This window comes from Sphaerisporangium album (assembly GCF_003323745.1).
GTDB classification, from domain to species: domain Bacteria; phylum Actinomycetota; class Actinomycetes; order Streptosporangiales; family Streptosporangiaceae; genus Sphaerisporangium; species Sphaerisporangium album.
On sequence record NZ_QOIL01000015.1, the window covers coordinates 14973 to 39547 of the forward strand.

The window sequence follows — 24575 nt, forward strand, 5'->3', positions numbered from 1 at the left end:
GCGTCAGGGGGCCACGCCCTCGTCGCCGGGACGGGGGCCCGCTCCCGGCCGGGAGCGCCGGCGCACGCCGTACACGACCCAGGCGACGCCGCCGAGCAGCCCGACCGCGACTACCAGCGCCCCGATGCCCACGACCGGGGAGTCGTGCGCGGCCTCGACGGGCCTGGCGGGCGCCGGAGCCACCCTGGCGGGGCCGCCCACGGGCTTGGTGGGCTTGACCTTCGGGACGGGGGCGACCAGCGTGCCGACGGGCTGTACGTTGCCGCGCGCGGCGAAGCCCCAGTCGAGCAGTTCCTGGACCTCACCCCAGAACGACCCCTCGTGGCGCATGACCGAGACGATGATCGTGTGGCCGTCGCGGCGGGCGGCGCCGACGAAGCTGCCCAGCGCCTTGGTCGTGTAGCCGTTCTTGACGCCGATCATGCCGGGGTACTTGCCGAGCAGCCTGTTGTGGTTGGCGATCTCGTAGTGCTTGCCCTCGGGCGCGGGGAACTTGGCGATCTTGGTGCCGACGTACTCGCGGAAGTCGGCGCTGGCGAGCCCCGCGCGGGCGATCAGCGCGAGGTCGTAGGCCGAACTGCTCTGGCCGGGCTGGTCCAGGCCGTTCGGCGTCTTGGCGACGGTGTCGAGGGCCTGGAGCCGCTTGGCCTCGGCGTTCATGTCGGCGAGGGTGCGCGCGAGGCCGCCGTTGGCCTCGGCGAGCGCCACGGCGGCGTCGTTGCCCGAGACCATCATGAGCGCGCGGAGCAGGTCGTGGACCTTGTAGATCTTGTTCGGGGTGAGGCCGACGGCGCTGCCCTCGACGTTGCACGCGTCCTGGCTCGGCTTGATGATCTTGTTTTTGTCCAGGCGGGGGATGAGGGTGACGGCCGTGAGGATCTTCAGGGTACTGGCGGGCGCGTGACGCCCGTGCGGGTCCTTGGCGGCGAGGATCTGGCCGGTGTCGGCGTCGGCGACCAGGAAGGAGGACGCCTCGCTCTTGGGCAGCGGCTTGGCGCCCGTGCCGACCACGACGCCCCGCTGTCCCAGCATGACGCCCCCGATGGGCGCGCCGTCGTCGGACGCCGCGCGCGCCTGGACCGGGGTGACGAACGCGAGTCCCCCGATGAGCGTGGTCGCTACTGCTACGTGCTTCATCCCCATAGGGCAATCACTGTAGCTTTGTCGCTTTTCGCGTGGGGCAAGACACGACAAAGATCGCGAAGGTGCTGGTCAGGAACCGTGGCGGTATCATGAAGGTGGTGAAGATGACCCGACGCGTCGCCGCGTTTCTCCTGGCCCTGGCCGCTTTCATGGTCTTCGAGTGGATCAACCTCGGCTTCAACCTGGCCGACGGCCACCCCACGGCCTTCTACGTGGTGCACGGCATTCTGATCGCGGTGAACCTGATCCTGGCCCTGGTGGTCGCGGCCCTCGGCTGGCGTGCCTGGCGTGCGGCCGGACGTCAGCGCGGCATATAACCCCCCCTGCGCGGGCAGAGAAGGTAACGACCGTTTTGCGGTTGACCGTGCATGCATGGGTGCCGTCTCCGCTTTGGTGACCGACGCCTGGAAAGCCGCAAGTGACGGAGTACTGGGGTAACCCTACGGGTTGGCCGATTCCGCTGCGTAGCGGAAACTCGGCTTGAGACCATTGCCTTTGGAGGCGTGCCGTGACAATCGAGTTCAATCCATCGCGCGGCCCGACGCTGGGCGTCGAATGGGAACTCCAGCTTGTCGACACGCGTACGAGACGCCTCCGCCAGGACGCCCGCCAGGTACTCGAGGCGATCCCCGAGCTGAGCGAGAGCCCCCGGCCCAAGGTCATGCACGAGCTGATGCAGTCCCAGCTCGAAGTGATCACGGACGTCTGCCACACCGCGTCGGAGGCCGTCGAGGACCTCCGGCGGACGATCGAGCGCGTGCGCGAGGTCGTCGAGCCGCGAGGAATGTCCCTGGCCTGCACCGGCACCCATGCCATCAGCGACTGGCGCGAGGCGGTCTACGCACCGGTCCAGAGGTACGCGGAACTGGTCGAAGAGATGCAGTGGCTGGCATGGAGGATCCAAACTTTTGGCGTACACGTCCACGTGGGGGTGCGGGAAAGGGATAAAGTCATCCCCATCGTCAACGCACTTGCGGCCTACCTGCCGCATTTCCTCGCGCTGACGGCCTCCAGCCCGTACTGGGGCGGCCAAGACACCGGGCTCGCCTCCAGCAGGGCCATAGTCTTCGGCGCGCTGCCCACCGCCGGGCCGCCGCAGATGCTGGCCGACTGGGCCGAGTTCGAAGAGTACATGGACACCCTGAAGCGCGCGGGGACCATCAAAAGCATCAAAGAGGTGTGGTGGGATATCCGCCCGCACCCTGACTTCGGCACGATTGAGATTCGAATGTTCGACGGTATACCGACGCTCAGAGAGGTCGGGATGGTCACGGCGTTGTCGCAGTGCCTGATCCAGCAGTTCGATCAGCAGCTCGACCGGGGCTACCGCCTGCCGCATCCCGCCCCGTGGGTCGTGCGCGACAACAAGTGGCGCGCCACCCGCTACGGCCTGGACGCCACGGTCATCACCGACGACAACGGCACCACCGCGCCCGTCCGCGACATGCTGTACGAGCTGGCCCGCGAGCTGGCGCCGATGTCCGAGCGGCTGGGCTGCGCCGACGAACTCGCCGTCGTGTCGGACGTGCTGGAGCGGGGCAACTCCTGCGAGCGCCAGCGCGCGATTCTTTCCGGAGGCGGCACCCTTGACGACATCGTGGACGCCACGCTCGTCGAGCTCGCGGAGGACCGCTTCGTCACCACCAATCTGAGGACGTCGAACGGGGCGATCGGCCATGCTGGCACGTGATCTACGGGGGGAGCTCGACGCTTTCCTGAGGGTGCACGAGCGCCCTCTCATAGATTTCCGGCGCGACCTCCACGCTCACCCCGAGCTCGGTTTCGTGGAGTACCGCACCACCGAGCGCATCGCGGAGCGCCTCACCGAGGCCGGCCTGACGCCGGTGCCGCTGCCCCGGGGCACCGGCCTGATCTGCGACATCGGCAGCGGCGACGGCCCCACCGTCGCGCTGCGCGCCGACATCGACGCGCTCCCCCTGCCGGACGAGAAGGACGTCCCCTACCGCTCGACCGTCCCCGGCGTCTGCCACGCCTGTGGCCACGACGTCCACACCGCCATCGTCCTCGGCACCGGCCTGTTCCTCGCCGAGCAGGCGGCGGCGGGGCTGCTGCCCGGTCGCGTCCGCCTGATCTTCCAGCCCGCCGAGGAGGTCATGCCCGGCGGCGCGCTGCGGGTGCTGGAGGCCGGGGGCATCAGCGGCGTCGACCGCATCTTCGGCCTGCACTGCGACCCCCGGCTGGAGGTCGGGCAGCTCGGCCTTCGCGTCGGCCCGATCACCGGCGCCTGCGACAAGGTCAGCGTCCGGGTCGCCGGTCCCGGCGGCCACACCGCCCGCCCCCACCTCACCGCCGACCTGGTCTTCGCCCTCGCCAAGATCGTCACCGAGCTCCCCGCCGCGCTGAGCAGGCGCGTCGACCCCCGCGTGTCGCTCTCGCTGGTCTGGGGACGGGTGCAGGCCGGCTCGGTCGCCAACGCCATCCCCGACGACGGCGTGGCCGAGGGCACGATCCGCTGCCTGGACGAGCAGGCGTGGCACGAGGCCCCCGACCTGTTCAAGTCCCTGCTCGACTCGGTGGCCATCGCCTACGGCGTCGAGGCCGAGATGAACTACGTCCGCGGCGTCCCCCCCACCATCAACGAGTCGACCAGCGTCCACATGCTGCGCGACGCCGCGGGCCACGTGCTCGGCCCCGACGCCGCAGTCCCCACCCCCCAGTCGCTCGGCGGCGAGGACTTCGGGTGGTACCTGGAGTCGGTCCCCGGCGCGTACGCCCGGCTCGGGGTGCGCACGCCCGGCGACACCCGGCGGATCGACATCCACCAGGGCACCTTCGACGTCGACGAGAAGTGCGTCGGCGTCGGGGTCGGCGTGCTGGCCGCCACCGCGCTCACCGCGCTGTGGGACGGCTGCCGCGCCCCGGCCGACGAGGCCGCCGAGCCCGTCACCGCCTGAGCCGGGTCGGGTACACCGGGGGCCCTCGTATGGCGTCCCCGGTGTCCGACCGCGTGGTTTCGCAGGTCACAGGGCGGCCTGAGCTGCATAACGGACCTATTTCGGACCTGGGCTGCGGTTTGGCCAACTCCGGGCGAACAACTATCTTCCGTGCAGGGTTGCCGTGCGTTCCTTCGCGCGTGCACACGAGTTGGACGGCGAAGACACGGAAGGAGTCATCTTGCTCCGCGATCACGCAAGCAAGTTGGCCGCCACGGCGGCGGCGGGGGCCATGCTCATGGCCGTCGCGGCCTGCGGTGGCAGCAGCGACACCGGCACGGACACCGCGACGCAGGGCGCGACGACGGGCGCGAGCTCGGCGCCGGCGGCGAGCGGGCCCAAGGTCGGCCTGGCGTACGACATCGGAGGCCGGGGCGACCAGTCGTTCAACGACGCCGCCGCGGCGGGCCTGGAGAAGGCCGAGGCCGAGCTCAAGATCCCCAAGCCCAAGGAGCTGGAGGCCAGCCCCGGCGAGACCGGCGCGCAGAAGGAGGAGCGCCTGCGCCTGCTCGCCGAGGGCAAGTACAACCCGATCATCGCGGTCGGCTTCGCCTACTCGGAGGCCATCAAGAAGGTCGCCACCGAGTTCCCCGACACCAAGTTCGCGATCATCGACGACCAGGTGGCCGGGCCGAACATCTCCAACCTGGTCTTCGCCGAGAACGAGGGCTCGTTCCTGGTGGGCGCCGCGGCGGCCCTGAAGTCCAAGAAGGACCACATCGGCTTCGTCGGCGGCGTCCAGGTGCCGCTGATCAAGAAGTTCGAGGTCGGCTACACCAAGGGTGCCCAGGCCGTGAAGCCGGACATCAAGGTCGACGTCAAGTACCTCACCCAGCCCCCGGACTTCGCCGGCTTCAACGACCCGGCCAAGGGCAAGACCGCGGCGCAGGGCATGTACGACGCGGGCGCCGACGTCGTCTACCAGGCGGCCGGCGGCTCGGGCGGCGGCGTCTTCGAGGCCGCCAAGGCGGCCAAGGGCATGGCGATCGGCGTCGACTCCGACCAGGCGCTCACGGCCGACCCGGGCGTGCGCGACGTCATCATGACCTCCATGCTCAAGAAGGTCGACGTCGCGGTGTTCGACTTCCTCAAGAGCTTCGTGGACGGCACGGTCAAGGCCGGCCCGACCACCTACGACCTCAAGGCGGGCGGCGTCGACTACTCGACCACCGGCGGCCAGGTCGACGACATCAAGGCCAAGCTCGACGAGTACAAGCAGAAGATCGTCAACGGCGAGATCACGGTTCCGGCCGAGTGACGCGCTGAAAGACGCAGGGGCCCGGCGGCCGTACCACCGGGCCCCTGCGGCTACCGTCGGTACGCCCACGGGGCCGCGTCCGCCCACAAGGCGAGCCGGTGCTCCAGGAGGTTCCCCCGTACGCCCGCGTGCCCGGCCGCAGCCCTGAGACCCTCACCTGGTTCCCACCCGGTTCCGCCGACCAGGCCCGGCCGGCACGCCCACGAGGCCCATCCGTCCGCCAACGAGGCCATCCGCATGGAGGAGGCCGCCATCAGCACCTCGACTTCTTCTGCCGGCACCGCCGAGCCCGGCACCGAGCCCGCCGTCCAGCTGGAGGGGATCACCAAGAGGTTCCCCGGAGTCGTCGCCAACCGCGACATCCGCCTCAGCGTCCGGCGCGGGCACGTTCACGCCATCGTCGGCGAGAACGGCGCCGGCAAGTCCACGCTCATGAAGATCCTGTACGGCATGCAGCGGCCGGACGAGGGGGAGATCCGCGTCAACGGGGCGCCGGTCCACTTCCGCACGCCGGCCGACGCCATCGCCGCGGGGATCGGCATGGTGCACCAGCACTTCATGCTGGCGGACAACCTCACCGTCCTGGAGAACATCATCCTCGGCAGCGAGCCGCGCAGGTTCGGCGCCGGCATCGACTTCGCCGAGGCGCGCCGCAGGATCAAGGAGATCTCCGACGCCTACGGCCTCGGCGTCACCCCCGACGCGCTGGTCGAGGACCTCGGCGTCGGCGCGCGGCAGCGGGTGGAGATCCTCAAGGTGCTCTACCGGGGCGCCCGCATCCTCATCCTGGACGAGCCCACCGCCGTGCTGGTGCCCCAGGAGGTCGACGAGCTGTTCGACAACCTGCGCGGCCTGGTCCGCGAGGGCCTCACCATCATCTTCATCTCCCACAAGCTGGACGAGGTGCTCTCGGTCGCCGACGCCATCACGGTGATCAGGCGCGGCACCACCGTCGCCAGCGTCCTGCCCAAGGACGTCACCGCCCGGCGGCTCGCCGAGCTCATGGTGGGCAGCGAGCTGCCGAGCCCCGAGACCCGCGAGTCCACCGTCACCTCCGACGTCGCGCTGTCCGTGCACGGCCTGACCGTGCGCGGCGACGCGGGGCGGCCGATCGTGGACGGCGTCTCCTTCGACATCCACAAGGGCGAGGTGCTCGGCATCGCCGGGGTCGAGGGCAACGGCCAGGCCGAGCTCGTCGAGGCCATCATGGGCATGCGCCCGGCCGAGGGCGTCATCACGCTCGGCGGGCGGGACATCTCCGCCTGGTCCACCCTGCGTAGGCGCGAGGGCGGCATCGGCTACATCCCCGAGGACCGCCACCGGCACGGTCTGCTGCTGGACGCCCCGCTGTGGGAGAACCGCATCCTCGGCCACCAGACCCGCAAGCCCAACGTCAAGGGGCCCTGGATCGACCGGGCGGGCGCCCGGGCCGACACCCAGCGGATCGTCGAGGCGTACGACGTCCGCACCCCGGGCATCGACGTGATCGCCGCGGCCCTGTCCGGCGGCAACCAGCAGAAGCTGATCGTCGGGCGGGAGATGAGCGGAGACCCCGTCGTCCTGATCGCCAGCCACCCCACGCGCGGCGTGGACGTCGGCGCCCAGGCCGCCATCTGGGACCACCTGCGGTCCGCGCGCGCCGCCGGGCTCGCCGTCCTGCTGATCTCCGCCGACCTGGACGAGCTGATCGGCCTGTCGGACTCCCTGAAGGTCATCCTGCGCGGGCGCATGGTGGCCGATGTCGACCCCGCCGACGTGACCCCCGAACGGCTCGGCTCGGCCATGACCGGCGCGGGCGGCGACCGCGACACACCCGCCCCCGAGCAGCTCGGCCCGGCCGTGACCGGCGCCGGGGAGGAAGCATGAGTTCGTCCTTCACCGACCGCCTGCTCGGCAAGGTCAGGCTCGGCGGCCTGCTGGCGCTCGCCGCCCCGCTGCTCGCCGTCGTGTTCGCGGGCGTCGTCACCTCGATCATCCTGGCGCTCACCGGCAACCCGCCACTGGAGACGCTGCGGCTGCTGCTCGACTACGGCGCGCAGTCCCGCACGATGGTCAACATCATCAACCTGGCCACGACGTACTACATCTCCGCGCTCGCCGTCGCCATCGGGTTCCGGATGAACCTGTTCAACATCGGCGTCGACGGCCAGTACCGGCTGGCGGCCCTGGTCGCGGCCGCCGTCGGCGGCGCGCTGGTGCTGCCGGCCCCGCTGCACGTCGGCGTCACCATCCTGGTCGCCGTGGCCGTCGGCGGCCTGTGGGCGTCCATCGCCGGGCTCCTGAAGGTGACGCGCGGCGTCAGCGAGGTCATCTCCACGATCATGCTGAACGCCATCGCGACCGGCCTCGGCGCCTGGCTGCTGACCACCGACCGGCTCGCCGTGGCCGTGTCCGGCAGCAACAACATCGGCACCAAGCCGATCCCGCCGTCGGGCCAGTTCCCCGGGTTCGCCCTCATCCCCGGCACCCAGGCCAAGGTCTTCGGGTTCGTCGTCGTCGCGGCCCTGCTCGGCGTCGCCTACTACGTGCTGTTCAACCGGACCCGCTTCGGCTTCGACATGCGCGCCACCGGCCGCTCGGAGTCGGCCGCGGTCGCGAGCGGCGTCAGCGTCAAGAAGATGGTGCTCATCACGATGATCCTGTCGGGCGCGGCGGCCGGGCTCGTCGGCATGCCGCAGCTGCTCGGCGCGTCCTACTCCTACAGCCTGGACTTCCCGACCGGGCTCGGGTTCACCGGCATCGCCATCGCCCTGCTCGGCCGCAACACCCCGGTCGGCATCGCGATCGGCGCGCTGCTGTGGAGCTACCTCGACAACTCCTCGGACATCCTCGACCTCGAGGGGATTCCCAAGGAGATCGTGATCATCATGCAGGGCACGATCGTGCTCTCGGTCATCATCGCCTACGAGCTGGTCCACCGGTACCGCATGGCCGCCGAGCAGCGCCGGGTGAGCCGCCAGCTGTCCGCGGAGTCCCCCTCCCCGCCCGGCTCCGGGCCCAACTCCGGGCCCAACTTCGGGCCCGACCCCGCGTCCGACTCCGCGTCCGAGGAAGGAGCGAAGGCGTGACCACCGTCTCCGACGCCCCCGCGACGGCCCCGGCGTCCCCCGGCGCCCGCCGCTTCCGCCTGAACTGGCAGATCCTCCTGCTCGGCCTGCTCGCCCTGCTGGTCATGATGTCCATCGCCCGCGTGGTGACCGGGGCGAACGACATCACCTCCGGCGGTACCATCGGCGCGGCGGTCGGCCTCGCCGTGCCGATCGGCCTGGCCGCGCTCGGCGGCCTGTGGTCCGAGCGGTCCGGCGTCGTCAACATCGGCCTCGAAGGCATGATGATCCTCGGCACGTGGTGCGGCGCCTGGGGAGCCCTCACGTTCGGCACGTGGGGCGGCGTGCTCGCCGGGGCCATCGGTGGGGCGCTCGGCGGCCTGCTGCACGCCCTGGTGACCGTCACCTTCGGCGTCGACCACATCATCTCCGGCGTCGCCATCAACATCCTCGGCCTCGGCGCCACCCAGTACCTGTCCAAGCTGGTCTTCACCGGCATGAAGGGCGGCGGCGAGACCCAGTCGCCGCGCATCCCGGCGCCCGCGGACGTCAGCGTCCCCGGCATCGGCGCGCCCCTGCTGGACCTGGAGAACCGCCACCTGTTCCTGGTCTCGGACCTGGCAGGCGTGCTGCGCGGCGTGACGCAGGACGTCTCGCTGTTCACCATCGTGGCCGTGCTGCTGGTGCCGATCAGTTTCTACGTGCTCTGGCGCACGGCCTTCGGGCTGCGCCTGCGCTCGTGCGGCGAGCGGCCGGTGGCGGCCGAGTCGCTGGGCGTGAACGTCTACTTCTACAAGTACGTCGCGGTCGTGATCTCCGGCGCGCTGGCCGGGCTCGGCGGCGCGTTCCTGTCGATGGTGGCCTCCGGCATCTACCGCGAGGGCCAGACCGGTGGCCGCGGCTTCATCGGCCTGGCGGCCATGATCTTCGGCAACTGGCGGCCCGGCGGGCTGGCCGGCGGCGCGCTGCTGTTCGGGTACACCGACGCGCTGCAGCTGCGCCAGGGCGGCACCTCCGTCCACGCGCTGCTGCTGGTCGTGGCCATGCTGCTCGCGGCCTTCGCCGTTTACCAGCTCGTCCGGCAGCACCGCAACCGTGCCGCGCTGCTCAGCGGCGTCTTCGCGCTCGCGGTGTTCGCCGTGTTCGCGATGACCGACACGGTGCCCGAGCAGTTCACCTCGTTCACCCCCCACCTGACCACGCTGCTGGTGCTGTCGCTGGCCTCCCAGCGGCTGCGCATGCCCGCGGCGGACGGCGTTCCGTACCGCAAGGGCCAGGCCAAGTGAGGACGGGCCCGGCCCTGACCTGCCGCCTGACCACGAACCCGGGAGGGATAACGTGAGCGTCGTGAAACGGGACGAAATCGACTGGGACGCGCTGCGCGAGCAGGCCACCGAGGCCATGGCCCACGCCTACGCGCCGTACTCCAAGTTCCCGGTCGGCGCCGCCGCCCTGGTGGACGACGGGCGCGTGGTGACCGGCTGCAACGTCGAGAACGCCTCCTACGGAATCGGCCTGTGCGCCGAGTGCGGGCTGGTCTCCGCGCTGCACGCCTCGGGCGGCGGGCGTCTGGTGGCGTTCACCTGCGTGGACGGCCACGGCGAGCTGCTCATGCCCTGCGGGCGCTGCCGTCAGCTCCTGTTCGAGCACGGCGGCCCCGACCTGCTCGTCGAGACCCCCGAGGGGCCGTGGACGATGGCCGAGCTGCTGCCGTTCGCCTTCGGCCCCGACGACCTCTCACGCGGCGCCTGACCCGTCTCGGGGTCTCGCCGCAGGGCGTACCGCGCCCGGGGTCTCGCCCGATATCCGCCTTTCCACCACCGTTCACCGTTCCGGGGGAGTAAGTAGTCCATGGACGCGATCGAGGTCATCGTCACCAAGCGGGACGGCCGCGCGCTGTCGGCCGAGCAGATCGCCTGGGTGGTCGACGCCTACACGCGCGGCGAGGTCGCCGACGAGCAGATGTCCTCCCTCGCCATGGCGATCCTGCTCAACGGCATGGAGCGCGAGGAGATCGGCCGGTGGACCGAGGCGATGATCCGCTCCGGCTCCTGCATGGACTGGTCCGGGCTCGACCGGCCGACCACCGACAAGCACTCGACCGGGGGAGTCGGCGACAAGATCACGCTGCCGCTGGCCCCGCTGGTCGCCGCGTGCGGCGCGTACGTCCCCCAGCTCTCCGGGCGCGGCCTCGGCCACACCGGGGGCACCCTGGACAAGCTCGAGTCGATCCGCGGCTGGCGGGCGTCCCTGTCCAACGACGAGATGCTCGGCGTGCTGCGCTCGGCGGGCGCGGTGGTGTGCGCGGCCGGGGACGGGCTCGCCCCCGCGGACAAGAAGCTGTACGCGCTGCGCGACGTCACGGGCACCGTCGAGTCGATCCCGTTGATCGCCTCGTCCATCATGTCCAAGAAGATCGCCGAGGGCACGGGCGCGCTCGTGCTCGACGTCAAGGTCGGCTCGGGGGCGTTCATGAAGAGCGTCCAGACGGCCCGCGAGCTGGCCCGCACGATGGTGGACCTCGGCACCGACCACGGCGTGGCGACGATCGCCCTGCTCACCGCCATGGACCGCCCGCTCGGCCTCGCCGTGGGCAACGCCCTGGAGGTCGCGGAGTCCGTCGAGGTGCTGGCGGGCGGCGGCCCGTCCGACGTGGTCGAGCTGACCGTACGGCTGGCGCGCGAGATGCTGGCCGCCGCCGGAGTGTCCGGCAAGGACCCGGAGACCGCGCTGAAGGACGGCTCCGCCATGGACTCCTGGCGCCGCATGATCACCGCCCAGGGCGGCGACCCGGACGCCGCGCTGCCGAAGGCCCCCGAGACCCATGAGGTCACGGCCCCCGCCTCCGGGGTTCTCGCCAGGCTCGACGCCTACGGGGTCGGGCTGGCGGCCTGGCGCCTCGGCGCGGGCCGCGCCCGCAAGGAGGACGCGGTGTCCTTCGGCGCCGGCATCACCCTGCACGCCAAGCCCGGTGACACCGTGCGCGAGGGACAGCCCCTGATGACCCTCCACGCCGACGACCCGTCCCGCTTCGACCGCGCCCTCGCGGCCCTGGCCGGCGCCTACGAGCTGGGCGAGACCGCCGACCCGTCCCTGCTCCCCCTGGTGATCGACCGCATCACCGCCTGACCCCTCGGCCGCGCCGCTGACGCCTCTGGCGTGACAAGCGACCCGCCTATGGGGCCAGGGAGGGCTTGGTGGGGGCCAGGCTGTGGTTGAGGACGGCGCGGTGGGTGGGGAGGGCCTCGGCGTGGCGGTGGCGGCCGTCCTCGGTGATCTGGACGAACACCCCGCGCCGGTCCTCGGCGCACATGTTGCGGCACACGAGCCCGGCCTTCTCCAGCCGGGAGATCAGGCGCGACAGCGCGCTCTGGCTGAGGTGGACGGCGTCGGCCAGCTCCTGGACGCGGTACTTGCCGTGGTCGGACTCGGCCATGTGGTCGAGGACCTCGAAATCGCTCACGCCGAGCCCGTGCTTGTCGCCCAGCTCGCGCTCCAGCGCGCACCACGTCGTCGCGTGGCGGGCGAGCAGCTCACGCCACGAGTCAACGACATCCGTGTCGTCCATGCCCGGACTATACCATGCACGTTCATTAGATGCACCGGAATTAAATGCTTGTGCATTGAATGCAGGCGCATGTAATGTCGGTGCACATGATCCCCTCCTCACATGACCAGCGATGGGATGCGCGCCTCTGGGGAGCGCTCACCGTGCTCTGCGCCGTCGTCTTCCTCGACGCGCTCGACGTCTCGATGGTCGGAGTGGCCCTTCCGTCAATCCAGGCCGACCTCGGCCTCACGACCTCTTCCCTCCAGTGGATCGTCAGCGGGTACGTCCTCGGGTACGGCGGCCTGCTGCTGCTCGGCGGACGCACCGCCGACCTGCTCGGCCGGCGCCGCGTCTTCCTGACCGCGCTCGTCCTGTTCGCCGTGGCCTCGCTGCTCGGCGGCATCGTCGACAACGGCGGCCTCCTCATCGCCGCCCGTTTCGTCAAGGGCATCAGCGCCGCGTTCACCGCGCCCGCCGCGCTGTCCATCATCACCACCACGTTCCACGAGGGCCCGGCCCGCAACCGCGCGCTCAGCATCTTCACCGCCTGCGGTGCCAGCGGCTTCTCGCTCGGCCTCGTCCTGTCCGGCTTCCTCACCGAGCTCGGGTGGCGCTGGACGTTCCTCATGCCGGTGCCGGTCGCGATCATCGCGCTCGTCGCGGGCTTCAGGCTGCTTCCCCGCCACTCCGGCGAGGAACGCGCCACCGGCGGCTACGACCTCATCGGTGCGGCCACCATCACCGGCTCGATGCTCCTGTTCGTCTACACCGTTGTCCAGGCGCCCGAAGCCGGCTGGTTCTCGGCCCGCACCCTCGGCGGCGTCGCCGGCGCCGTGGTCCTGCTCGCGGTGTTCATCGTCGCCGAGCTGCGCGTCAAGCACCCGCTCGTCCGGTTCGGCATCCTGCGCTCCGGCCCGCTCGTCCGCGCCAACCTCGGGCTCGTGATCCTCTTCGGGTCCTACGTCGGCTTCCAGTTCGTCGCCATGCAGTACTTCCAGAACCTCCTCGGATGGTCCGCCCTGCACACCGCGCTGGCGTTCCTGCCCGCGGGGCTCCTCGTCGCCGTCACGTCCACCAAGATGGGCGACCTCGCCGACCGGTTCGGCACCCCACGGCTGATCGCCCTCGGCTCCGCCGCCCTCGCCGGCGGCTACGCCATCTTCCTCGGCGCGGGGGACCACCCGAGCCTGGCCACGATGGTCATCCCCGGCATGGTGCTGCTGGGCGTCGCCTTCGCGCTCACCTTCCCCTCGCTCAACATCCAGGCCACCGCCGGGGTGCCGGACGACGAGCAGGGGCTCGCCTCCGGGCTGCTCAACACCTCCGGCCAGGTCGGCGGCGCGCTCGTGCTGGCCATCGTGACCGCCGTGGCGACCGCCGACGGGGGCGCGGTCACCATGTCGGCCGTCCGGTCGTCGTTCGTCTTCTGCGCAGCGATCGCCCTGGTCGGGCTGGGCATCGCCCTCACCGGGCTGGTTCGTGCCCGCACGGCGGGTGCGGACGCGAAGGACGTCTCCGAGGACGACGTGAAGATCCTGGAGACCATCTGATCCCCTGATCCGCACCTGTCCGTCAGCCCCCGGCGCCGCCCGCGCGCCGGGGGCTCCATGCTTGTTACGGGCAGATCGGACACATTTCCGAGACCTGTGGCCGGCGGCCGAACGGGTGCGGCATTCTCGGCGTCATAAGAAAGTAGCGGGAACCGGCCGCGCACCCGGGGACCACCGCACGGGACCGTCCAGGTCACGGCGCCGGCACGACCCCCGGGCCGGGCCGGAGGGACGGGCACCGCGCCAAGGACCGACCATCCCAGGAAGCCGAGGCCCATGAGAAGCACCGCCGTCGCCGCAGCCCTCCTCCCGCTCGCCCTGCTCACGGCCTGCGGTGGAGGGACTGGCGGGTCCCCCGAGGCGACGGTCACCACGACCGTCTCCGTCACCCCCTCCGCCGGCTCCACCGTCCCCCCTTCGGGGTCTCCGGTGACGCCGGACGCCACCGCGCCCGGCACGCCGTCCCCGATCCCGTCCCGCGAGCACACCGCCGCGACGCCCGACCTGCCGCCGCCCTCCGGCACCGGCCCGGTCGAGGTCAAGCGGTCGCCGCAGAGGCCGCCCCTGGTCACGGGCGTCCGCTTCGCCGCCCACCCAGGGTTCGACCGGGTGGTCGTCGACCTGCGGGGGGCCCCGACCGGGTACCACGTCCGCTGGGTCACCCAGCTCCTCCAGGACGGCTCCGGCGACCCCGTCGAGGTCAAGGGCGGCGCGTACCTCCAGGTCGCGCTGAACCCCGCGAGCGCGCACACCGAGGACGGGAAGCCCACCTGGCAGAGGATCCAGAAGGCCGGGCTGCCCAACGTGCGCAGCGTCGTGCGCACCGGGGACTTCGAGGGCACCGTCACCCTCGGGCTGGTACTCGGCCACCGCGCCGGCTTCCGCGTCGACGAGCAGTCGGCGCCGTACCGGCTGGTCATCGACATCGCCCACTAGAGCCGCCGCCGTGACGGGCGGGTGAGGCGCGGAGCTCTAGACTGGGCCGCGTGGTGCGCAAAATAGCGGGGGCGACCCGCATCCCCGTGCCCGGGGGCAAGGTCATCGACGAGTACGTCGGACGCGTCAACAGTGGCGACGAGCAGGTGTCGATCGCCCGCATGATCGCCCCTGCGGGCTGGGAGGAACCCGCCCAGACGCCCGAGTTCACCGAGTACACGCTCGTGCTGCGCGGCGTGGTCGTCGTCGAGCACGAGGAGGGCGTGACCGAGGTGGGCGCGGGCGAGGCGTTCGTCAGCCTTCCCGGTGAGAAGATCCGCTACAGCGTCGGCCCCGACGGCGCCGAGTACATCGCGGTGTGCGCCCCGGCCTTCTCGCCCGACACGGTGAACCGCGAAGAGTGACCGTCCCGCCGGACGTCAGCGAAAGTCATACGACGGCCCGGCGGACGTCACCCATCTGACGGCCGCCGGCCCGGAGCCACTGCTTAGGATGTTCCGATGACCCACCAGCCGACTCTCGACGAGATCCGCAAGGCGCCCAAGGTCCTGCTGCACGACCACCTCGACGGGGGCGTCCGGCCGCAGACCATCATCGACCTGGCGCGTGAGACGGGCTACGACGCGCTCCCCACCACCGACGTGGAGGAGCTGCGCACCTGGTTCCGCGAGGCGTCCGACTCCGGGTCGCTGGAACGTTACCTGGAGACGTTCGACCACACCGTCGGCGTCATGCAGACCAGGGACGCGCTGGTGCGGGTCGCCGCCGAGTGCGCCGAGGACCTGGCGAACGACGGCGTCGTGTACGCCGAGGTGCGCTACGCGCCCGAGCTGCACACCTCCGAAGGCCTCAGCCTGGACGAGGTCGTCGAGGCCGTCCTCGAAGGCTTCAAGATCGGCTCGGAGGGGCGCGGCATCCGCGTCGGCGCGCTGCTCACCGCCATGCGCCACCAGGCCCGCTCCATGGAGATCGCCGAGCTGGCCGTGCGCTACCGCGACGTCGGCGTGGCCGGGTTCGACATCGCCGGCGCCGAGGCCGGGTTCCCTCCGACCCGCCACCTGGACGCGTTCGAGTACCTCCAGCGCGAGAACTCCCACTTCACGATCCACGCGGGGGAGGGCTTCGGGCTGCCCTCGATCTGGCAGGCGCTCCAGTGGTGCGGCGCGGACCGCCTCGGCCACGGCGTGCGCATCATCGACGACATCCAGGTCGCCACGGACGGCACCCCCAAGCTGGGGCGGCTCGCCGCGTACGTCCGGGACAAGCGGATCCCGCTGGAGATGTGCCCCACGTCCAACCTGCAGACCGGCGCGGCGACGTCCCTGGCGGAGCACCCGATCGGCCTGCTGCGCCGCCTGTACTTCCGCGTCACCGTCCACACCGACAACCGGCTGATGAGCGACACCAGCGTGTCCAAGGAGTTCGCCAACCTCGTCGAGACCTTCGGATACGGGTGGGACGACCTTCAGTGGTTCACGGTCAACGCGATGAAGTCGGCGTTCATCCCGTTCGACGAACGCCTCGCGCTCATCAACGGCGTCATCAAGCCCGGCTTCGCCCAGCTCAAGTGGCAGGCCTGAACACCTCGCCGGAGGCGGCACGAGCACCGCGCGGGCGCCGTGCCGCGGGGGGCGGGAACGCCGCGCCGGAGGCGTTACGAGCACTGCGCCGCAGACGTTAGCGTGGTGACCGCACGGCGAAGTGGAAGGGTGACGGTGAGCGAGCGGTGAAACCCGAGGTTTTCCGATCCAAGACGGCCTGGGTTCTCGGCTGGGTATGGATGGCGTTCGCCGCGTTCAACGGCGTCGACCTGATCCTCCACGGGAGCATTCCGTCGGCCATGGTGGCCGGCGCGGTGCTCGCCGTGCTCACCGCGGCGGTCTTCGTCGGCTGCCTGCGCCCGGGCATCCTCCCCCGGGAGGACGGCATCCTCGTGCGCAACCCGCTGCGCAACGTCTTCGTGCCGTGGAAGGCCGTCGACAACATCCACGTCTCGCACGCGATCGTCATCGAGTCCGGCGACGGCGTCGTGCGCTGCTGGACTCCGCAGGCGTCGGCCCGCGAGCGCGCAAAGGCCGTGCGGCGCGGCGCGGTGGCCACGCCCGCCAAGTCGTCGGGGCGCTACCCCACGAGCACGCCGCAGATCTCGCGCGCCGAGCAGGCCGCCCTCAAGGCCATGGCGGGCCGCACCCACGCCGACTGGGTGGCCCAGCAGCTCACCGACGAGGCCGAGCGAAGGTCCCGCGGCCCCGAGCCCACCCGGCCCCTCACCATGACCTGGTCCCCCTCGGCCCTCACCGCCCTGGCCGCCGCCCTGACCCTCGTCATCGCCGCCCTCATCGTCGCCTGACCATACGGACGGCCCGCCGCGCGAAGTGGGCGAGCCGTCAGAGCGCCAGGGCCGCGGAGAGCGCCGCCTTGAGGGAGGACAGTTCCTCGGTGGCCCGCACCCGGGCGGACGGGACGTCGCGCTCGACCGGGGTGACGATTTCCAGGTAGCACTTGAGCTTGGGTTCGGTGCCCGAAGGGCGGATCACCACGCGGGCGTCCCCCGCGAGGCGGTAGCGCAGGCCGTCCGTGGGAGGCAGGCCGTCGACGCCCGCGCTCAGGTCCTCCGCCGACAGCACCGTACGGCCGGCGAGTTCCTTCGGCGGGCCGGACCTCAGCCGGTCCATCGCGCCGGCGATGAGCGACAGGTCCTGCACGCGCACCGACAACTGTGCGGTCGCGTGAAGCCCGTACCTCTGCGCCTGCCGGTCGAGCAGGTCCAGCAGCGTGTGACCGTCCCGCGCCGCCTCGGCCGCCATCGCCGCGACCGTCAGCGCCGCCCCGATTCCGTCCTTGTCCCGCACCGGCAGCCCCTGGTCCGAGCCGACGGTGTACCCGAGCGCCTCTTCGTACCCGTAGACCAGCCCGTCCCCGGCCTTGACGATCCACTTGAACCCGGTGAGCGTCTCGGCGTGCCGCACCCCGTGCGCCTCGGCGATCCTGCCGAGCAGCGAGGACGACACGATCGACGCGGCCACCGACCGGCCCGGCCCCGACGTGCGCGCGATGACGTACTCGCCCAGCAGCCCGCCCACCTCGTCGCCGGTGAGCATGCGAAAGCCCCCCTCGGGGAGCGGCACGCCCACGGCGCAGCGGTCGGCGTCCGGGTCGTTGGCGATGATCAGATCGGCCCCGGCCTTCTCGGCCAGCTCCAGGGACAGATCCATCGCGCCGGGTTCCTCCGGGTTGGGGAATGCGACGGTGGGAAAGTCCGGGTCCGGCGTGAACTGCGCCTCGACGGCGGCGGGAGCCGCGAACCCGGCCGAGGCGAACGCCCGCAGCAGGATCGCGCCGCCCACGCCGTGCATCGGCGTGTAGACGATCCGCAGGTCGCGCGCCTCGCCCAGCGGCAGCTCGGCGAGCGCGGCGAGGTACGGCTCGACGATGGCCGCGTCACCCAGCGTCTCCCACTCGCTCCCGAGCGGCAGCTCGTCCACCCGGCCGACGGCGTCGATGGCGGCCGAGATCTCCTCGTCCAGCGGCGGCACGATCTGCGACCCGTCGCCCCAGTACACCTTGTACCCGTTGTCCCGGGGCGGGTTGTGGGAGGCGGTCACCATGACCCCGGCGTCGGCGTCGAGGTGGCGTACCGCGAAGGCGAGGACCGGGGTCGGCCAGTGGTCCTCCATCAGCGAGACGCGCAGCCCCGCGCCGGTGAGCACGGCCGCCGAGTCACGGGCGAAGACGTCGGAGTTGTGCCGCGCGTCGTACCCGATGACGACGTGCCCGCCCGGCCCGAGCCGCCTGGCCAGGCCGGCGGCGGCGCGCATGACGGTCACCCGGTTCATGCGGTTCGGCCCGGCGCCGAGCTCGCCGCGCAGCCCGGCCGTGCCGAACTCCAGCTTGGCCCCGAAGCGGTCCAGGAGCGCCGCCTCGTCGCCGTCCCGGAGGACGCGGCTGAGCTCCTCGCGCGTCTCCGGGTCCGGGTCCTGCGCCAGCCACTCCTCCGCGCGCCGCACGAGATCAGTCATCGCTCGCCCTTGCTACCTGAATCGAGATCTACCGACAATTCACGAAATACAGCCAGGAATCGCATGAAGCTCGGCCCGATCGCCAGGTCAGAGCTTGTTGACGACCTTGGCCAGCAGCACGCCCATGCGGCTCGCGGTCGCGCGGCCCACCGCGAGGACCTCCTCGTGGTTCAGCGGCACGCCGACCAGCCCCGCGCCGGGGTTCGTCACCAGCGAGATGCCCAGCACCTCGGCCCCGCCCTCCCGCGCCGTGATCGCCTCCAGCACGGTCGACATGCCGACGATGTCCGCGCCCAGCGTGCGCACCATGCGGATCTCGGCGGGCGTCTCGTACGTCGGCCCGCGGAACGCGACGTACACGCCCTCCGCCAGCGACGGGTCGGCCTCGCGGGCAAGGTCGCGCAGCCGCCGGGAGTAGACCTCGGTCAGGTCGACGAAGGTCGCGCCGGTGATCGGGTTGGCCCCGGTGAGGTTGATGTGGTCGCTGATCAGAACGGGGTCGCCGACGTTCTGAACCTCCGGCCGCAGCCCCCCGGCGGCGTTGGTGAGCACGACCGTGTGCGCTCCGGCGGCCAGTGCCGTGCGCACGCCGTGCACCACCGGCTCGACGCCCCTGCCCTCGTACAGGTGGGTGCGGCCCATCAGGACGAGGGCCTTGCGCCCGGACTCGGTCTCCACCGCCCGAATCGTCCCGGTATGACCGGCCACGGCGGGTGCGGCGAAACCGGGCAGGTCGGTCACACGGTGCTCGGAGATCGTCCTGCCGAGGGCGTCGGCGGCCGGGCCCCAGCCGGACCCCAGGACGAGGGCCACATCGAACGAGTCGACCCCGGTGAGGTCCTTCAGCGCGGCCGCGGCCTCCGCGGCGAGGGAGTAGGCGTCTTTGCTCACGTTCACCGAGGCTACAGTGCCGCTCCGCTCGCGTGTGACCTGGCCGCCCGCACGAAGATCTGGTGGAGGTCGCGGGCCGCGGCGGGCACCGATCCGGCGAGCGGGCGCTGGAGCACGAGCAGCACCTCGGTGTCGTCGCCCTCGATCGGACGCCAGGTGATCGCCCCGCACCTTTCCAGCGGGTCGCCGATGACGCTGAAGTCCGGCAGCACGGTCGCGCCGAGCCCCTCGGCGACCATCAGCTTGCCCATCTCGGCCCCGTCGGTGGAGTAGGAGAACGCCGGGCTCCGTCCGTTCAGCAGGCGGTGCACGAACCGGTGCATGACGTACCCGGACCGCATGACGACGAGGGGCTCGGCCAGCAGATCGTCCGCTGTGATCGTCTGAAGTCGCGCCAGGGGGCTGCCGGACGGGACGCACGCCACCGGACGGCCGCGCAGGAGCTCGGTCGTGTGGAAGCCGGGCGGCAGGTCGTCCCCGGCGAGGTAGTTGACGAGCCCGAGGTCGAGGCCGCCCTCCAGCAGCCCCCGGTGGATCTCGGCCTGCCGCGCCTGGATCACCTCGACCTGCGTCCCCGGGTGCGACCCGCGGAACTCGCGGATCACCGGGACGAGCAGCGGGACGGTCGCCGCGTTCACCGTCCCGAGGCGGATCATGCGGCTGCTGCGGTGCTGCTCGTCGGCCGCGCGGCGCAGCTTGTCGACCGCGTCCAGCACGCCGATGATGTGCGGCAGCAGCTCGCGCCCCTCGTCGCTGATCTTCGCGCCCGAGCGCCTGCGGTCCAGCAGGTCCACGCCGAGCTCGCGCTCCAGGTTGCGGACGGTCTCGCTCAGCGCCGGCTGTGACAGGTGGAGCGCTTCGGCGGCGCGCCGCAGGGAGCCGAGCCGGGTCACGGCGGCGATGTACTCCAGTTGCTCGATACGCATGGAGCCGTCCCCTTTGGCCGAGTCGATCCCGCTGGTGGCCCGCCGAGGTGGAAGGGGCGCCCTATCACCGCTTCGCGGATGCCTAATCGACCACCAAGCTACCCTACCTTTAAAGTAGGAAATAGCCCGGTGGCGCGGCGTCCCGGAGGACGTCCCGTACCCGACCTCACTCGTCCTCAGCGGATCCCGAGGTGATCTCCATGGCCACCGTCCTCTCCATCTCCGGAAGCCCGTCCCCGATCTCGCGCACCGCCCGCCTGCTGCGCCACCTCGACGTCCGGCTCGCCGCCCAGGGCCATCACGTGATCCCGCTGGACGTGCGCCTGCTGCCTTCCGAGGCCCTGATCGGCGCGGACTTCGACCACCCGGCCGTCATCGAGGCCAGGACGCTGCTCGAGCGGGCCGACGGCATCGTCATCGGCACCCCCGTCTACAAGGCGGCCTACTCGGGCCTGCTCAAGTGCCTGCTCGACCTGCTGCCGCAGTACGCGATGGCGGGCAAGACGGTGCTGCCGCTCGCCACCGGAGGGACGACCGCCCACGTCCTGGCCATCGACTACGCGCTGCGGCCGGTGCTGTCGTCCATGGGCGCCGCGCACATCGTCCAGGGGTGGTTCGTCCTTGACCGGCACATCACCCTGCTGGACGACGGCGGGGTCGCGGTCGAGCCGGACACCCAGGTCGCGCTGGACAACGTCCTCGGCCAGTTCTCCACCGCCCTCGGCCGGAACCCGCTCACCACCCGGCCCGGCCCCTATCCACTCCCCGCCGCTGTCTGAGCCACTATCTGAGCCGCCGTCCCCGCGCCCCGGGTGAAATCGGTCCAGCGCTGAACCCGTCCAGCGAGAAGCGCCCGATTATCCTCGTTTTCGCTGATCCGTACTCTCAGGAGGCCATATCGTGCCCGCGCCGACCCCCAGGGCCACCGACCCCGTACCCGCCCATGTGATCGCCGACGAGACCGAGGCCCTGGCCGTCGCCCAGGAACTGGCCGCCGCCTTCCACGCCGGCGCCGCCGAACGCGACGCGCAGCGCAAGCTCCCGCACGCCGAACTCGACCGGCTCTCGGCCACGGGCCTGCTCGGCATCACCGTCCCGCGCGAGCACGGGGGAGCGGACGTCCCGGCGCGCGTCCTCGCCGAGGTCATGCGCCTGCTGGCCTCCGGCGACGCCAGCCTGGCGCAGATCCCGCAGAGCCACTTCGTCTACATCAACGTCCTGCGCCGCCAGGGCAGCCCTGACCAGCAGCGGTTCTTCTTCCGCGAGGTGCTGGACGGACGCCGCTTCGGCAACGCGCAGTCGGAGGCCGGCACCAAGCACGTCCAGGACATCCGCACCCGGCTGACCCCCGCCTCGGACGGCTGGTACCTGCTCGACGGCCTCAAGCACTACTCCACAGGCGCGCTGTTCGCCGACTGGATCCCCGTCCTCGCCCGCACCGAGGACGACGCCCTGCACGTCGCCTACATCCCGCGCGACGCCGCCGGGGTGACGGTCGTCGACGACTGGGAGGGCATGGGCCAGCGCACGACCGCCAGCGGCACCGTCCGCCTGGAGAACGTCAGCGTGCCCGCCGACCGCGTCGTCCCGCACCACCTGACCTTCCAGGGGCCCCAGTTGCACGGCGCGGTCGCCCAGCTTCTGCACGCCGCCATCGACGCGGGCATCGCCGCGTCCGCGCTGGACGAGGCGGTGCGGTTCGTCCGCACCAAGAGCCGGCCCTGGTTCGAGAGCGGGTACGACACCGCCGCCGAGGAGCCTCTGCTCATCCAGCGGTTCGGCGAGCTGTCGCTGAAGGTCCGCGCCGCCGACGCGCTGCTCGACGCGGCGGGCCGCGCGGTCGACGCCGCCACCGCCGACCTCACCGACGCCACCGCGGGCGAGGCGTCCATCGCCGTGGCCGCCGCGAAGGTCCAGGCCGCGACGGCGGCGGTCGAGGTCGCCGACGCGTTGTTCGAGGTGAGCGGCACCCGCTCGGCCCTGGACAGCCTCAACCTGCACCGCTACTGGCGCGACGCGCGCACCCACACGCTGCACGACCCCGTCCGCTGGAAGGTGCAGCACATCGGCCGCTACGTCCTCAACGGCACCCTCCCACCCCGCCACGGCCTCCTCTGACCTCACCCCGCCGCCCGCGCCTGGGCTCACCCCCGAGCTCGTCACCCGCCTGACCACACCGTGCCGCCCTGAGCTCGTCACCCGCCTGAGCTCGTCGTGTGGCCGGACCCACGCCACATTCCCCTCATTGCCTACCGGAGATGCCGATGAGCCTCACATTCCACTGGTTCCTTCCCACCTACGGTGACAGCCGGCACGTCGTCGGAGGCGGCCACGGGTTGCCCGCCGGGGCCGCCGGAGGCCAGCGCCCCGCCACCCTCGGCTACCTCAGCCAGATCGCCCGCGCCGCCGAGCAGCTCGGCTTCGTGGGCGCGCTCACCCCCACCGGGGCATGGTGTGAGGACGCCTGGCTCAGCACGGCCATGCTCGCCCGCGAGACCGAGCGGCTGAAGTTCCTGGTCGCGTTCCGCCCCGGCGTCGTGTCCCCGACCCTGGCCGCCCAGATGGCCTCCACCTACCAGCGGTACGCCCCCGGACGCCTGCTGCTCAACGTGGTCACCGGCGGCGAGAGCCACGAACAGCGCGCGTACGGCGACTTCCTGGACAAGGACGCCCGTTACGCGCGGACGGGCGAATTCCTGTCCATCGTCCGGTCACTGTGGCAGGGGGAGACGGTGACGGCGAAGGGCGAGCACCTCCAGGTCGAGGAGGCGCGGCTGGCCCGCGTGCCCGACCCGGTGCCCCCGATCTACTTCGGCGGCTCCTCCCCGGCCGCGGGCGAGGTCGCGGCCCGCTACAGCGACGTCTACCTCACCTGGGGCGAGCCGCCCGCGCAGGTCGAGCAGAAGCTCGACTGGATGCGCGAGCTCGCGGCCAAGGCCGGGCGCACCCTGCGCTTCGGCATCCGGCTGCACGTCATCACCCGCGACACCGCCGAGGCGGCCTGGGCGGAGGCGCGGCGCCTGCTGGACGGCTTCTCAGAGGAGGCGATCCGCGCCGTCCAGGCCGGCCTGGCCCGCAGCGAGTCCGAGGGACAGCGCCGCATGCTGGCCCTGCACGGCGGCAGCACCGCCGACCTGGAGGTCTCCCCGAACCTGTGGGCGGGCATCGGCCTGGTCCGCGGCGGCGCGGGCACCGCCCTGGTGGGCAGCCACGCCGAGGTCGCCGAGCGCATCGTCGAATACCACCGCCTCGGCATCGACGAGTTCATCATGTCCGGCCACCCCCACGTCGAGGAGGCCTACTGGTTCGGCGAGGGCGTCCTGCCGATCCTGTCCGCCGCCGGCCTCTGGACCCACCCCACCGCGACGACCGGCGACACCCCGGCCGAGATCCCTTTCGCCGGGGGTGTCGGTCGCTGAGGAAACAGAGAGGCGGACGAGCCTCACGCGCTGAGGAAACCTGACCGGCGGCGGGCGTCGTCGGGCCGAGAGCATGACCGGCGGCGGGCGTCGGTCGTTTGAGGAAGCAGAGCGGAAGGCCGGGGTCAGCCGCCGTGGAACACGACGGTACGGCTCGATAACAGGGCTGTATTGCGGCCTATTCACGCTGATCATTTCTGGCAGACTGGCAGGGTGACATTGCCCTACGATGTGATGACGGATCCGGCGGTCGCCGCCAGGCGGTACCGCTTACTCGCGATGCTGATCGACTGCGTCCCGCTTTTCTTTGTCAACCTGGCTCTGGGAAGCCTGCTGAATCCGCAATGGTTCAACACGACGGTCGGCGACGCCTCTCTGTCGTCCTCGGGGGGTCTGCTGGGCGTGTTGTTCGTCAACCCTTTCCAGGACCCGTACTGGTTCTCCGACCAGGTGTTCGCCGCCGTGGCCGGCCTCTACTTCTGGACCTGCCACTTCCGCTGGGGCCAGACCCTCGGCAAGAAACTGTGCCGCATAAAGGTCGTCACCACGGACGGCAACCCCCTGACCTCCCGCCAGTCCGCCCTCCGCGCCGTCTTCTACTGTGGCGTCATCATGATCCCCTACGTAGGCGTCCCCCTGGCCCTGGCAGACCAACTGATGATCGCCGGCTCCGAAAGAAGATGCCTCCACGACATTCTCGCGGGAACCGTCGTCATCAAGGCTCCACGGTGGTGAGTCCCGCCCGCGCATGATCCCTGGGTGTCACTTTCCGTTCGTCTTCACCGGGCGAAGCGTGACTCAGGTCCTCTGAATGACATGAACGATTACCGAGAGATTTCTCCGTTCTGTTTTTGCGGAGCCCGGCTTCCGTGGATCCGCTAC

23 protein-coding genes are annotated in these 24575 nt (G+C 71.3%); 18 read left to right on the forward strand and 5 right to left on the reverse strand.

Annotated elements, in window-relative coordinates; translation table 11 throughout:
- Nucleotides 1-3 precede the first annotated feature (3 nt).
- Nucleotides 4-1137, reverse strand: coding sequence for a D-alanyl-D-alanine carboxypeptidase family protein (locus tag DQ384_RS25045; RefSeq protein ID WP_245966762.1), 1134 nt, complete (start codon nt 1135-1137; stop codon nt 4-6).
- Between the two features lie 110 nt (nt 1138-1247).
- Between DQ384_RS25045 and DQ384_RS25050 the strand changes: the two genes are divergently transcribed.
- From DQ384_RS25050 to DQ384_RS25090, 9 genes are all read left to right on the forward strand, one after another.
- Nucleotides 1248-1460, forward strand: a complete 213-nt coding sequence (locus DQ384_RS25050) for an SCO4848 family membrane protein (protein WP_245966763.1) — start codon at nt 1248-1250, stop codon at nt 1458-1460.
- 191 nt (nt 1461-1651) lie between these two features.
- Nucleotides 1652-2833, forward strand: a complete 1182-nt coding sequence (locus DQ384_RS25055) for a glutamate--cysteine ligase (protein WP_114031333.1) — start codon at nt 1652-1654, stop codon at nt 2831-2833.
- Nucleotides 2820-4058: an amidohydrolase gene (locus DQ384_RS25060; protein WP_114031334.1), complete on the forward strand. Its 1239-nt coding sequence runs from the start codon at nt 2820-2822 to the stop codon at nt 4056-4058. The genes DQ384_RS25055 and DQ384_RS25060 overlap by 14 nt, the downstream gene beginning before the upstream one ends.
- A gap of 220 nt (nt 4059-4278) precedes the next feature.
- On the forward strand, nt 4279-5355 hold the full coding sequence (locus tag DQ384_RS25065; protein ID WP_220183121.1) for a BMP family lipoprotein: 1077 nt from the start codon (nt 4279-4281) through the stop codon (nt 5353-5355).
- Nucleotides 5356-5592: 237 nt separating this feature from the next.
- Nucleotides 5593-7221, forward strand: coding sequence for an ABC transporter ATP-binding protein (locus tag DQ384_RS25070; RefSeq protein ID WP_114031335.1), 1629 nt, complete (start codon nt 5593-5595; stop codon nt 7219-7221).
- On the forward strand, nt 7218-8423 hold the full coding sequence (locus DQ384_RS25075) for an ABC transporter permease (protein WP_114031336.1): 1206 nt from the start codon (nt 7218-7220) through the stop codon (nt 8421-8423). Before DQ384_RS25070 ends, DQ384_RS25075 begins: the two co-directional genes overlap by 4 nt.
- Nucleotides 8420-9688, forward strand: a complete 1269-nt coding sequence (locus DQ384_RS25080) for an ABC transporter permease (protein ID WP_245966764.1) — start codon at nt 8420-8422, stop codon at nt 9686-9688. The genes DQ384_RS25075 and DQ384_RS25080 overlap by 4 nt, the downstream gene beginning before the upstream one ends.
- 61 nt (nt 9689-9749) lie before the next feature.
- Nucleotides 9750-10154 carry a cytidine deaminase gene (locus tag DQ384_RS25085; protein ID WP_281274101.1) on the forward strand — a complete coding sequence of 135 codons (405 nt, stop codon included), beginning with the start codon at nt 9750-9752 and terminating at the stop codon, nt 10152-10154.
- A gap of 99 nt (nt 10155-10253) precedes the next feature.
- Nucleotides 10254-11531, forward strand: coding sequence for a thymidine phosphorylase (locus DQ384_RS25090; RefSeq protein WP_114031337.1), 1278 nt, complete (start codon nt 10254-10256; stop codon nt 11529-11531).
- 46 nt (nt 11532-11577) lie between these two features.
- Here DQ384_RS25090 and DQ384_RS25095 read toward each other — a convergent pair whose 3' ends face one another.
- Nucleotides 11578-11970 carry a MarR family winged helix-turn-helix transcriptional regulator gene (locus DQ384_RS25095; RefSeq protein ID WP_114031338.1) on the reverse strand — a complete coding sequence of 131 codons (393 nt, stop codon included), beginning with the start codon at nt 11968-11970 and terminating at the stop codon, nt 11578-11580.
- Between the two features lie 86 nt (nt 11971-12056).
- On the opposite strand from DQ384_RS25095, the gene DQ384_RS25100 reads away from it, so the two are divergent.
- From DQ384_RS25100 to DQ384_RS25120, 5 genes are all read left to right on the forward strand, one after another.
- The gene (locus DQ384_RS25100) at nt 12057-13502 is read left to right on the forward strand and encodes an MFS transporter (protein WP_245966765.1); all 1446 of its coding nucleotides are present in this window, start codon (nt 12057-12059) and stop codon (nt 13500-13502) included.
- 276 nt (nt 13503-13778) lie between these two features.
- On the forward strand, nt 13779-14438 hold the full coding sequence (locus DQ384_RS25105; protein WP_114031340.1) for an AMIN-like domain-containing (lipo)protein: 660 nt from the start codon (nt 13779-13781) through the stop codon (nt 14436-14438).
- A gap of 50 nt (nt 14439-14488) precedes the next feature.
- Nucleotides 14489-14842 carry a cupin gene (locus tag DQ384_RS25110; protein WP_114031341.1) on the forward strand — a complete coding sequence of 118 codons (354 nt, stop codon included), beginning with the start codon at nt 14489-14491 and terminating at the stop codon, nt 14840-14842.
- A gap of 96 nt (nt 14843-14938) precedes the next feature.
- Nucleotides 14939-16018: an adenosine deaminase gene (locus DQ384_RS25115; protein ID WP_114031342.1), complete on the forward strand. Its 1080-nt coding sequence runs from the start codon at nt 14939-14941 to the stop codon at nt 16016-16018.
- Between the two features lie 146 nt (nt 16019-16164).
- On the forward strand, nt 16165-16788 hold the full coding sequence (locus tag DQ384_RS25120; protein WP_147268887.1) for a PH domain-containing protein: 624 nt from the start codon (nt 16165-16167) through the stop codon (nt 16786-16788).
- A gap of 37 nt (nt 16789-16825) precedes the next feature.
- Here DQ384_RS25120 and DQ384_RS25125 read toward each other — a convergent pair whose 3' ends face one another.
- The 3 genes from DQ384_RS25125 to DQ384_RS25135 form a co-directional block, all read right to left on the reverse strand.
- Complete coding sequence (locus tag DQ384_RS25125) at nt 16826-18457, reverse strand: phospho-sugar mutase (protein WP_114031344.1); 1632 nt, start codon at nt 18455-18457, stop codon at nt 16826-16828.
- An 87-nt stretch (nt 18458-18544) separates the two neighbouring features.
- On the reverse strand, nt 18545-19348 hold the full coding sequence (locus DQ384_RS25130) for a purine-nucleoside phosphorylase (protein WP_181871412.1): 804 nt from the start codon (nt 19346-19348) through the stop codon (nt 18545-18547).
- 11 nt (nt 19349-19359) lie between these two features.
- On the reverse strand, nt 19360-20274 hold the full coding sequence (locus DQ384_RS25135; RefSeq protein ID WP_114031346.1) for a LysR family transcriptional regulator: 915 nt from the start codon (nt 20272-20274) through the stop codon (nt 19360-19362).
- A gap of 200 nt (nt 20275-20474) precedes the next feature.
- On the opposite strand from DQ384_RS25135, the gene ssuE reads away from it, so the two are divergent.
- The 4 genes from ssuE (at nt 20475) to DQ384_RS25155 (ending at nt 24428) form a co-directional block, all read left to right on the forward strand.
- Entirely contained in the window at nt 20475-21053 is a 579-nt protein-coding gene (gene ssuE, locus DQ384_RS25140; RefSeq protein ID WP_114031500.1) for an NADPH-dependent FMN reductase, read from the forward strand.
- A gap of 121 nt (nt 21054-21174) precedes the next feature.
- Entirely contained in the window at nt 21175-22392 is a 1218-nt protein-coding gene (locus DQ384_RS25145; RefSeq protein ID WP_114031347.1) for an SfnB family sulfur acquisition oxidoreductase, read from the forward strand.
- 146 nt (nt 22393-22538) lie between these two features.
- Nucleotides 22539-23693, forward strand: a complete 1155-nt coding sequence (locus DQ384_RS25150; protein ID WP_114031348.1) for an LLM class flavin-dependent oxidoreductase — start codon at nt 22539-22541, stop codon at nt 23691-23693.
- 213 nt (nt 23694-23906) lie between these two features.
- A complete protein-coding gene (locus tag DQ384_RS25155) occupies nt 23907-24428 on the forward strand; it encodes an RDD family protein (protein WP_147268888.1) in 522 nt (173 codons plus the stop codon).
- Nucleotides 24429-24575 lie beyond the last annotated feature (147 nt).

Coding starts and splice junctions, on each gene's coding strand:
- DQ384_RS25095 (WP_114031338.1), bottom strand. CDS start 11,970: ATGGACGACACGGATGTCGTTGACTCGTGGCGTGAGCTGCTCGCCCGC.
- DQ384_RS25050 (WP_245966763.1), top strand. CDS start 1,248: ATGACCCGACGCGTCGCCGCGTTTCTCCTGGCCCTGGCCGCTTTCATG.
- DQ384_RS25075 (WP_114031336.1), top strand. CDS start 7,218: ATGAGTTCGTCCTTCACCGACCGCCTGCTCGGCAAGGTCAGGCTCGGC.
- DQ384_RS25060 (WP_114031334.1), top strand. CDS start 2,820: ATGCTGGCACGTGATCTACGGGGGGAGCTCGACGCTTTCCTGAGGGTG.
- DQ384_RS25135 (WP_114031346.1), bottom strand. CDS start 20,274: ATGCGTATCGAGCAACTGGAGTACATCGCCGCCGTGACCCGGCTCGGC.
- DQ384_RS25100 (WP_245966765.1), top strand. CDS start 12,057: ATGATCCCCTCCTCACATGACCAGCGATGGGATGCGCGCCTCTGGGGA.
- DQ384_RS25045 (WP_245966762.1), bottom strand. CDS start 1,137: ATGAAGCACGTAGCAGTAGCGACCACGCTCATCGGGGGACTCGCGTTC.
- DQ384_RS25115 (WP_114031342.1), top strand. CDS start 14,939: ATGACCCACCAGCCGACTCTCGACGAGATCCGCAAGGCGCCCAAGGTC.
- ssuE (WP_114031500.1), top strand. CDS start 20,475: ATGGCCACCGTCCTCTCCATCTCCGGAAGCCCGTCCCCGATCTCGCGC.
- DQ384_RS25125 (WP_114031344.1), bottom strand. CDS start 18,457: ATGACTGATCTCGTGCGGCGCGCGGAGGAGTGGCTGGCGCAGGACCCG.
- DQ384_RS25150 (WP_114031348.1), top strand. CDS start 22,539: ATGAGCCTCACATTCCACTGGTTCCTTCCCACCTACGGTGACAGCCGG.
- DQ384_RS25090 (WP_114031337.1), top strand. CDS start 10,254: ATGGACGCGATCGAGGTCATCGTCACCAAGCGGGACGGCCGCGCGCTG.
- DQ384_RS25070 (WP_114031335.1), top strand. CDS start 5,593: ATGGAGGAGGCCGCCATCAGCACCTCGACTTCTTCTGCCGGCACCGCC.
- DQ384_RS25105 (WP_114031340.1), top strand. CDS start 13,779: ATGAGAAGCACCGCCGTCGCCGCAGCCCTCCTCCCGCTCGCCCTGCTC.